General features: G+C 69.9%; 11 protein-coding genes. 5 read left to right on the top strand and 6 right to left on the bottom strand.

Features of this window, described 5'->3' with window-relative positions; all coding sequences use genetic code 11:
• Nucleotides 1-106: 106 nt before the first annotated feature.
• Complete coding sequence (locus ACZ6O0_RS09085) at nt 107-859, bottom strand: hypothetical protein (RefSeq protein ID WP_465764308.1); 753 nt, start codon at nt 857-859, stop codon at nt 107-109.
• A gap of 430 nt (nt 860-1,289) precedes the next feature.
• Entirely contained in the window at nt 1,290-2,084 is a 795-nt protein-coding gene (locus ACZ6O0_RS09080) for a methyltransferase domain-containing protein (protein WP_465764307.1), read from the bottom strand.
• 83 nt (nt 2,085-2,167) lie between these two features.
• On the opposite strand from ACZ6O0_RS09080, the gene ACZ6O0_RS09075 reads away from it, so the two are divergent.
• Both ACZ6O0_RS09075 and ACZ6O0_RS09070 read left to right on the top strand, forming a co-directional pair.
• Nucleotides 2,168-2,497, top strand: coding sequence for a hypothetical protein (locus tag ACZ6O0_RS09075; protein ID WP_465764306.1), 330 nt, complete (start codon nt 2,168-2,170; stop codon nt 2,495-2,497).
• Nucleotides 2,428-3,024, top strand: a complete 597-nt coding sequence (locus ACZ6O0_RS09070; protein ID WP_465764305.1) for an aminoglycoside phosphotransferase family protein — start codon at nt 2,428-2,430, stop codon at nt 3,022-3,024. Before ACZ6O0_RS09075 ends, ACZ6O0_RS09070 begins: the two co-directional genes overlap by 70 nt.
• Here the strand turns inward: ACZ6O0_RS09070 and ACZ6O0_RS09065 are convergent.
• Entirely contained in the window at nt 2,949-3,755 is an 807-nt protein-coding gene (locus tag ACZ6O0_RS09065) for a phytanoyl-CoA dioxygenase family protein (RefSeq protein ID WP_465764304.1), read from the bottom strand. The two genes, ACZ6O0_RS09070 and ACZ6O0_RS09065, sit on opposite strands and share 76 nt — an antisense overlap.
• 41 nt (nt 3,756-3,796) lie before the next feature.
• Complete coding sequence (locus ACZ6O0_RS09060; RefSeq protein ID WP_465764303.1) at nt 3,797-4,159, bottom strand: nuclear transport factor 2 family protein; 363 nt, start codon at nt 4,157-4,159, stop codon at nt 3,797-3,799.
• 113 nt (nt 4,160-4,272) lie between these two features.
• Here ACZ6O0_RS09060 and ACZ6O0_RS09055 point away from each other — a divergent pair, with 113 nt between their 5' ends.
• The gene (locus ACZ6O0_RS09055) at nt 4,273-5,064 is read left to right on the top strand and encodes a helix-turn-helix domain-containing protein (protein ID WP_465764302.1); all 792 of its coding nucleotides are present in this window, start codon (nt 4,273-4,275) and stop codon (nt 5,062-5,064) included.
• A 155-nt stretch (nt 5,065-5,219) separates the two neighbouring features.
• Nucleotides 5,220-5,318 carry a mycothiol transferase gene (locus ACZ6O0_RS09050; RefSeq protein ID WP_465765572.1) on the top strand — a complete coding sequence of 33 codons (99 nt, stop codon included), beginning with the start codon at nt 5,220-5,222 and terminating at the stop codon, nt 5,316-5,318.
• Nucleotides 5,319-5,354: 36 nt separating this feature from the next.
• Here ACZ6O0_RS09050 and ACZ6O0_RS09045 read toward each other — a convergent pair whose 3' ends face one another.
• Both ACZ6O0_RS09045 and ACZ6O0_RS09040 read right to left on the bottom strand, forming a co-directional pair.
• Nucleotides 5,355-6,374, bottom strand: a complete 1,020-nt coding sequence (locus ACZ6O0_RS09045; RefSeq protein WP_465764301.1) for a hypothetical protein — start codon at nt 6,372-6,374, stop codon at nt 5,355-5,357.
• The gene (locus tag ACZ6O0_RS09040) at nt 6,374-6,889 is read right to left on the bottom strand and encodes a SigE family RNA polymerase sigma factor (RefSeq protein ID WP_465764300.1); all 516 of its coding nucleotides are present in this window, start codon (nt 6,887-6,889) and stop codon (nt 6,374-6,376) included. Before ACZ6O0_RS09040 ends, ACZ6O0_RS09045 begins: the two co-directional genes overlap by 1 nt.
• 166 nt (nt 6,890-7,055) lie before the next feature.
• Between ACZ6O0_RS09040 and ACZ6O0_RS09035 the strand changes: the two genes are divergently transcribed.
• A complete protein-coding gene (locus tag ACZ6O0_RS09035) occupies nt 7,056-8,255 on the top strand; it encodes a hypothetical protein (RefSeq protein WP_465764299.1) in 1,200 nt (399 codons plus the stop codon).
• Nucleotides 8,256-8,311 lie beyond the last annotated feature (56 nt).

Here is an 8,311-nt window from a genome sequence, read left to right as displayed (position 1 = left end):
GCCTTGTCGTTCCGGTGAAGGAAGAAAAGAAGATAGGGATGATCAGGCCCCACCGGCTGCTGCCGGCGGGGCCTAGTCGTACGTCGGCGGCCCGGCGAGCGGGTCGTCAGGCGACGATCGTGTACCCGTAGCGCTTCATCACCGCGGCGACCGCGGAGTTGAAGACGCCGGTGTCCTCGAGCTTGAAGTGCAGCTGCACCTTCCGGATCACCCGCTGGAAGTGCAGGTGCCACGGCACCCCGGCCGGCGGGACGGTCTCGGCCCTGGTGATCGCGCCGACCTTCGGGTGCGCGGCCCAGGCGATCACCCGGGCCCGGTCCGCGCCCCACACCCCGGTCATCGCGTCGTGGGTCCGCGCGTACGCCATCGCGGCCAGCGAGATCGTCGAGTCCGGCACCGGCTGGGCCGGCGGGTGCGCCTTCAGGTACAGCTCCCAGGTCATCCCGTAGAACCCGGGCGGCCCGTCGTCCTTGCCGCGGTTCGCCAGGCCGTTGCGCTTGCGGTGGTACTCCGCGACCTGGGCGGCCGCGCCCCGGGACAGGTCCTTGTCGCCGACCGCGATCGCGTGCACGTGGTACGGCCAGTTGCCCTGGGCCGGCGTCCGCAGCCAGGCCGCGAACCCGACCGCGCGCATCGCCTTCAGCACCGCGACCCGCTGCGCGGCGCTCTTCGTCCGTACGTCGATGTCGACCGCGCCGCCACCGTCGTGGGTGCCCGACGACGCTTCCACGCCGCCCTTGTTGTACGACCCCTGCAGGATCGCGAACTTCGACCTGTACAGCCTCTCGGCGGCCTCGATCATCGCGACGGTCCGCCGGTTCATCGTGCAGCCCCGCCAGGCGATCCTTGCCTCAGGCATCTGCTTCTCCGGCGACCGCACCGAGGATCAGATCCGCGTCCTCGGCGGCGCCGAGGGCCTCCAGCTCGTCCAGCTCGGCATCGGTCAACTCGTCGTCGAACACGTCCGGCATCGTTCCTTCTCCCCCTTGACGTCCGCGGCCTCCCCCGGCACGCGAAATCGCCGTCCAGCGTAGGCGGCGTCCAGGTCACGGGTCGAGGGCCTTCCGGTAGGTGGAAGGTTTGAGGAACGTGAAGTTTTCGCCGCCGGCCGCGTGCCGGAGGGTGTGAGGTCCGCGGAGATGGGGTACCTCTAGGTGGTCCCGCGGTTCGGTCAGTGCCATTCGGGCATGGGTGGTGTTCACCGAGCCGCGAGTTCTCCCACTGAGGGGCGGGAGAACGACCGGTCCGGCGGGCGCGTCTTTCCCAGGATGCGCCCGCCGAGCTCGGAACTACAACGCGGACGCCACGAACAGGTAGCGGTTCAGGCTGAAGAAGTAGCCCGCACCGAGTCCGCGCAGGTCATCGGCCCAGGCCCGCGCCTCGTCCGCGGTGACGCCGGCATGACCGGGCACGAATCCGGCGACCACGTCGATCAGGCCCGCGCTGTACGTGCGGGCGTCGTACCCGGTGTTCAGGATCGGCACCACCTGGTGGTGGGTGAGCGTGAAACCGGACTTGACCAGTAGGTCGGCCAGCGTCCGGGGCAGATGCGGATCGGTCAGGTGGTCCTCGAACGCCGTGAGTACGCGCGCCATCCGCGCATCGTCACTCGACCGCCACACCAGCGAGCCCCAGTCGGTGTCCAGCAGCACGACGCGACCGGCCGGCCGGAGCACCCGGCGGACCTCGTCGAGCGCGCCGCCCACGTCGTCGAGGTACTCGAAGACCTGGGTCGACACGACCACGTCGAAGGCCTCGGCCGGATGCGGGATGCGCTCGACCGAGCCCGCCTCGAGCTCGATCCCCGGCCCCACGCCGGCCCGCGTCGCCGCGATCGCCAGCATGCTGTCGCTGATGTCGATCCCGCAGATCCGGCCGCTCGGCCCGACCTCGGTCGCCATCTCCGCGGCCAGCAATCCCGGTCCGACCCCGACGTCCAGGACCCGGTCCCCCGACCGCAACGCCAGTGCCGCCCGGACGATCCGGCGCTGTTCGATCACGTCCGGCGTCGTGTACATCGTCTCGATCTGCCGCGACATCCGCGGGTCGAACTGCAACCCGTCCACTTCAGCCTCTCCGCCCATTCCCACATCATGGTCCGCCATCCCGCCGCTCGGGAGGCCTTATCGGGGCGCGTCGCCGATCTGCCCCTGGTTAGCTTGGGCGCGTGATCGAACTCCCCGAGTCGTTTCTGCGGATGCCGCGCTGGTGGACCGAGGGGGCGGACTGGCTCGGCGGACTGACCGAAGCCGTGGAACAGCAGTGCTCGCGGTGGCGGCTGGAGGTCGCCGGGGAGCTGGCCCACGGATCGAATGCGATCGTCGTGCCGGTCGTCCGAGCGGGCGAGGAGTTCGTCCTGCGGATGTCGCCGCCCGGGACCGAGGTCGAGGAGCAGGTCCGGGCACTGCGCTGGTGGGACGGCCGGGGATGGCCCTCCTGTACGACGCCGACGTCGAGGCCGGCGCGATGTTGCTGGAGCGGTTGTCGACCCCGTTGACCACGAGGCCGGTCGACGAGGCGATCGACGTACTCGGGCGACTGATGCGCCGGCTGGCCGTCCCGGGGCCGGATGACGTGCTGTCGACCACGGAGATCGTCACCGAGCGGTCGGCCCAGCTGGAGCCGGAGTGGGAACGGCTCGGGCGGCCGTTCGACGGCGGGATCGTGCGGGAGGCGCTCGGCATCGCGCCGCGACTGGCCGGGACCACCTCGGAGCTGGCGGTCAACGGCGACTTCCACTCCGACCAGGTACTCGCGGGGTCGCGCGAGGACTGGCTGACCGTCGACCCGGTGCTGTTCCGCGGCGACATCGAGTTCGACCTCGGCCGGGTGCTGTGGACCCGGCTGGACGAGATGACCAGCATCCTGCCGTATTTCGAGACCGCGGTGTCCGCGGCCGGGCTCGACCGCGATCGGGCTCGGGACTGGGTCGTGTGGAGAACTGTCGACTACTGGCTCTGGGGGCTGTCGGCCGGGCTCACCGAGGATCCGGTCCGCTGCGCCCGACTGGTCGACGCCTTGTAGATGAAGCGGCTGCGGATCATCCGCGGGGTGTCGTTCGCATTGGTGGCGATCGAGTGCAGGATCCACGGGTGGGTCAGGAAGACGTCGCCCGCGCGACCGGTGAGCTCGATGACCCGGACCGGCAGTCCGTCCAGATCTGCTTCCACCATCGGCTCCACCGACCGCTCAGTGGACGTCAGACTGCGGAACCACGGATCGGACCGCAGCACCTGGTCCCGGATCGTCGTGAAATCCCGCTCGTCCGTCGTCGTCAGATAGCGAGCGATCACGCGATGGGAGCCGGCCACCTGCGGGGTTCCGCCGCCCCCGGGCTCGAGGTCGTCGAGCAGCCCCCAGATCTTCACGGCCGGCAACTCGTCCATCGGCTGGTCGAAGCCGACGTCGGTGTGCCACTGCCGATGCGGCACCACCCAGGGCTCGCCGGTCGGCATGGTGACCAGGACCTGCCCGAGGTGCGGTGGCTCGAGCCACGCGCCGAGCAGGTCGTCGAGCGCCGACCTGAGCTTCGGGCTCAGGATCGCGTTCGCCACCCGGTGCCGCTTGGTGGTCTTCAGCCCGGTCGGATGCAGGTTCGTCCAGGTCGACCGGTCGTCCGGGTCCATGCCGTGCCGCGCGGTGAGTTCGGACCACAACACCTCCCGCATCCGCGCGGCATCGTCGGCGGAGAACGCGGCCGGGACCTTCACGATCCCGTCGCGTTCGAAGGTCTCCCACTGCTGGGCGTCGAGCATTCACCCATGCTCCGTCCGACCGGCGCGGCCCTGCCACCCAATTAGTGCGCCGGCGCGAAGTCGTGGAAGCCGATCAGCTTCTGGATCTTGCCGTCGGCGCCGAGTACGACGATGTCGGTGCCGCCGGCGACCGGCTCCTGGCCGTCGGCCTGCAGGTGCCAGGTCCAGCGCAGGTAGGTGTGGTGCTCGTCGATGTCGCCGATCCGGACGAACGACAGCCCCGGGAACATCTGCTGGGCGGCGCCGACCAGCTTGTTCAGCTCGTCGTGGCCGTTGGTCTCGAAGCTCGGGTCGACGAAGGTGGCGTCCTCGGTCCAGGTGCCCGCGATCAGCTCGGCCCGGCGGTCGGCATCGGCCGCGTTCCACATCGCGAAGTACTGGTCGGCGAGAGCGTTGGCGTTCATGGTGTTTCCTCCTCGGAAGTTTCGGATGACCAGAACCTTGCCGCCGGTCGCCGGAACCGGTCGATGACGTCAGAGGTAATGGCGTTGTCTATGCCGGCGGTTACGGTCGGGGCATGGCAGCGACGATCGAGGAGACGTTCCAGCGCCCGGTGGGTGAGCTCCTGCGCGGCTGGCGGGAACGCCGCCGGCTCAGCCAGCTCGAGCTCGCGAACCGGGTCGAGGTGTCCACCCGGCACGTGAGTTTCGTGGAGACCGGCCGGTCCAAGCCGAGTCGCGAGATGGTGCTGCGGCTGGCGGAGCATCTCGACGTACCGCTGAGGGATCGCAACCAGCTGCTGCTGGCGGGCGGCTTCGCGCCGATCTTCAGCGAGGCGTCGCTGCACTCACCGGCGATGCTGGCGATCCGGACCACCCTGCGCCGGTTGCTGAAGGCCCACGAGCCCTACCCGGCCCTCGTCGTCGACCGCTGGTGGAACATCGTCGAGGCGAACGCCGGCGTCCAGCTGTTCACCACGGGCGTCGACGAAAAGTTGCTGCAGGCACCGATCAACGCGCTCCGGCTGACCCTGCACCCGGACGGCCTGGCCCGCCGGATCAGCAACATCGCCGAGGTCCGCGCCGCCGCGCTGGCCAGCCTGCAACGCCAGGCCGCCGCCACCGCCGACCCCGACCTCCAGGACCTGTACGACGAACTCCGCGAGTACGCCGCCGACGACCGGCCGGCGCACCCGGGGCCGGCCGAGGTCGTCGTACCGTTCAAGCTCACCCACAACGGGCACGAGCTCTCGTTGCTGACGATGATCGCCACGTTCGGCACGCCGCTCGACGTCACGGTGTCCGAGCTGATGATCGAGTCCTTCTACCCGGCCGACGACCAGACCGCCGAGTACCTCCGGACGCTCTGATGGCCAAGCCACCGCGCGAGCTGGCCGACACCGTCGAGCTCCACCTCCAGTACCTCGATCGGTATCGGCATGGTCACCGCTGGACCTGCTGAAGCACCTGGTCTTCATGGAGCGTCGCTGGCTGCGCTGGGGATTCGCCGCCGAGCCGGCCGACGCTGAACTGGATCCTCTTTCACGTCCTGCAGGAGTACGCGCGGCACGCGGGCCACCTGGACGTCGTCCGGGAACTGACGGATGGGGTCACCGGCGAGTAGGGCTGCAGGGTGCCTACTCGCCGGTGACCGGGTGCCCTACCGGCTTGAGGAGGGGGGACCGGCGGGGAAGGTGGTCGGGAAGCTCGGCGCCGGGACGCTCGGCTTCTCCGTCGGGAGGGTCGGCTTGGCCGTCGGGAGGGACGGCTTCGCGGTCGGGTACTGCTGCTTGCCCGGGTCGATGGTGACCTTGACTCCACCGGACACCGTCACCGTCGGCAGGCCGGCCTTCGGCACGGACGGCTTGGCGGTCGGCAGCGACGGCTTACCCGGCAGGCTCGGCTTCGGCGCCGGCGCGGACGGCTTCGCGGTCGGTACGCCGTCCACGCAGTCGGGCACCGACGGCGTCGGGACCGGCTTGCCCGGAACTGACGGCACGGTCGTCGGCAACGACGGCTTGGTGGTCGGCAGCGAGGGCTTGGCCGGCAGGGTCGGCTTCGCCGTCGGGAGCGACGGCTTGCCGGGCAGCGACGGCTGGGTGGTCGGAAGCTTCGGCAGAGCCGGCTTCCCGGTCGGGATCGGCAGGGTGGGCTTCGTGGTCGGCAAGGCCGGCTTGCCGGTCGGCAGCGACGGCTTGGCCGGCAGAGTCGGCTTCGCCGTCGGCAGCGACGGCTCACCAGGCAGCGAGGGCCGGGTGGTCGGCACCTTGCCGGGCACGTTGCTGGGCAGGCTTCCGGGCAGTTCCGGCTTGCTCGGCAGGCTCGGCTTGTCCGTCGGCACGCTGTTCGGGTCGATGGTCTTGTTGACCGTGACCTTGGGCAGCGTCGGCTTGGCCGGCAGGCAGGTCGGGTCGACCGACGGCACCTGCGGGGCCGCCGACGGCACCACTGCCGGCACCGGTGGCTTCGCACCGCCGGCCAGCAGGTTCTTCACCGGGGCCGGTCCCCCGACCGCGGCGGACACCGTCGCAACGGTTCCGGCCAGGGCGGTGACGCCCGCCGCGGCCAGTCCACGACGGAGCCAGGCCAGCCGCTTGCCGCGGCGCATCAGGTCGCCGGCGTCCGGCTGCCACGGCTCCAGGTCATAGTCGAGCGCGCTGCGAATCCGCTCGTCACTCATCAGTTTCCTCCAACTCCGCTGTCGATCAGGTCGGGTGCCAGACGCAACTTGGCCAGCGCCCGGGAAGCCGTGCTCTTCACGGTCCCGGCCGCCATGCCGAGCAGCTCGGCGGTCTCGGCCTCGGAGAGATCCTGCGAGTAGCGCAGCGCGACGACGGCTCTCTCCCGCACGGTCAGGCCGGCGAGAGCCGAGAGCACGGCCTCCCTGGTCTGCACGTCCTGGGCGAAGTCCGCTACCGCTCGCTGGTCCCAATCGTTCTGCACCGGGTCGCTGGGTACTTCGTTGTTCCAGCGCCGGCGGGCCTGGGAGAGGAACCGATTGACCAGCACCCGCCGTACGTACCGCAACGGGTCGCCGTTCAGCCGGTGCCATTTCGGGTAGGACCGCATCAACGCTTGCTGCACCAGGTCCTCGGCGGTGTGCCGATCGCCGCACAACATCTCCGCGAAGCGGAGCAAGGGGGTCGACTGCGCCAACACGAAGCGCTCGAAGTCGGCGTCCGCGGTCCGGGTCATCGATTCTCCTCTGCCTCTGTCACACCGGTCCAAACCCGCTGGGTGATCGATCGGGTTCTGTCCTGTCACCAACTCCTTCGAAGAAATTTATTCACGGGCTATACAGCCGCACGGTTTGTTTGTCACATTGGGTGAACACACCTTCACCGCCCCGGAGGTTCCGCCCATGCGTATCACCCGAAAAGTCACCTGTGCCGCCGGTCTGGTGGCAGTGCTGGCGATCTTTACCGCCACCTTGCCCAGCACCGCCGCGGCGCCCGATCCGGTCGCCGTCGCGGCCCGGCCGGTCGCCGGATCCAGCAACGTCAAGGTCGAGGGCAACCGGATCGTCCTCGGCGACGCCGCGGCCGCGATCGGCTCGACCGAGATCAAGCAGCGCTCCGGTCTCGCCGAGCTCACCCCGGTCCGTTTCACCACCGCGACCTCGGCCGTCGTCGTCGGTTACACCCTCGGTACGCCGGACGGTTCGTCGGCGGAGGTCGACGTACGAGCCTGGGTCAACGACAAGTGGTCCGAATGGACCGCGGCCAAGGCAGGTACGCCGACCGCACTGCCAGGCGCGAGCGACCAGGTCCAGCTGCGGATCATCGTCAGCGCTCCGCCGACCGGCGCGAGCCCGTGGGTCGGCGACGTGACCGTCCAGTCCACCGACAAGGCGGACCCGAGCCGGATGGCCGTCCAGGCCGCGCCGCTGAAGTCCCGCGTCTTCGCCACCCGCGAAGGCCTCGTCGGCGGTACGACGGCCAACGGCCACGTGATCGTGAGCCGCGACCACTTCGTCGCACTGCCGTCACGCAGAGGCCTGTCCGGCAACGGATCCGGCACCTACTCGGTCAAGGTCTGCACGGCGTCACGGTGTGTCTTCGAGCCGGTGTGGGACGTCGGCCCGTGGAACACCAAGGACGACTACTGGAACCCGAGTGCGACCCGGGAGATGTGGAAGGACCTGCCGCAGGGCAAGCCCGAGGCGCAGGCGGCGTACCAGAACGGCTACAACGGCGGGAAGGACCAGTTCGGCCGGACCGTCGCCAACCCGGCCGGCATCGACCTCGCGGACGGCACGTTCTGGGACGCGCTGGGCATGTCCGACAACGGGTTCGTGGACGTGACCTACCTGTGGACCGGCGACGGCGGCCGCGGCACAGTCTCGATCTCGTCGGGCTACCTGAACATCCGGAACGCCCCGAACTCGTCCGGGGCGGTCGTCGGCATGGCCGGCAAGTCGGCGCAGGTGACAGTCGAGTGCCAGACCACCGGGCAGAGCGTCACCGGCTCACAGGGCACCAGCAACATCTGGCTCCGCGTCAACGCCGGCATGTACGTCGCCAAGGCGTGGGTGTCGGCCGGCACCTTCGGCGCCTGCTGAACCTCCAGCACTCAGCAACCCCGCACACCGGCGTCGGCCGCACGCTCGATGAGCGT

The sequence above is a fragment of the Kribbella sp. NPDC048837 genome (assembly GCF_055586945.1).
Note: the sequence above shows the minus strand (reverse complement) of the source record. Positions and strands in the feature narration are given on the sequence as shown.

Bases quoted from the DNA above. Each gene is read 5' to 3' on its own strand.
- ACZ6O0_RS09085 (WP_465764308.1), bottom strand. From the start codon at position 859: ATGCCTGAGGCAAGGATCGCCTGGCGGGGCTGCACGATGAACCGGCGG.
- ACZ6O0_RS09080 (WP_465764307.1), bottom strand. From the start codon at position 2,084: ATGGGCGGAGAGGCTGAAGTGGACGGGTTGCAGTTCGACCCGCGGATG.
- ACZ6O0_RS09070 (WP_465764305.1), top strand. From the start codon at position 2,428: ATGGCCCTCCTGTACGACGCCGACGTCGAGGCCGGCGCGATGTTGCTG.
- ACZ6O0_RS09065 (WP_465764304.1), bottom strand. From the start codon at position 3,755: ATGCTCGACGCCCAGCAGTGGGAGACCTTCGAACGCGACGGGATCGTG.
- ACZ6O0_RS09060 (WP_465764303.1), bottom strand. From the start codon at position 4,159: ATGAACGCCAACGCTCTCGCCGACCAGTACTTCGCGATGTGGAACGCG.
- ACZ6O0_RS09055 (WP_465764302.1), top strand. From the start codon at position 4,273: ATGGCAGCGACGATCGAGGAGACGTTCCAGCGCCCGGTGGGTGAGCTC.
- ACZ6O0_RS09045 (WP_465764301.1), bottom strand. From the start codon at position 6,374: ATGAGTGACGAGCGGATTCGCAGCGCGCTCGACTATGACCTGGAGCCG.
- ACZ6O0_RS09040 (WP_465764300.1), bottom strand. From the start codon at position 6,889: ATGACCCGGACCGCGGACGCCGACTTCGAGCGCTTCGTGTTGGCGCAG.
- ACZ6O0_RS09035 (WP_465764299.1), top strand. From the start codon at position 7,056: ATGCGTATCACCCGAAAAGTCACCTGTGCCGCCGGTCTGGTGGCAGTG.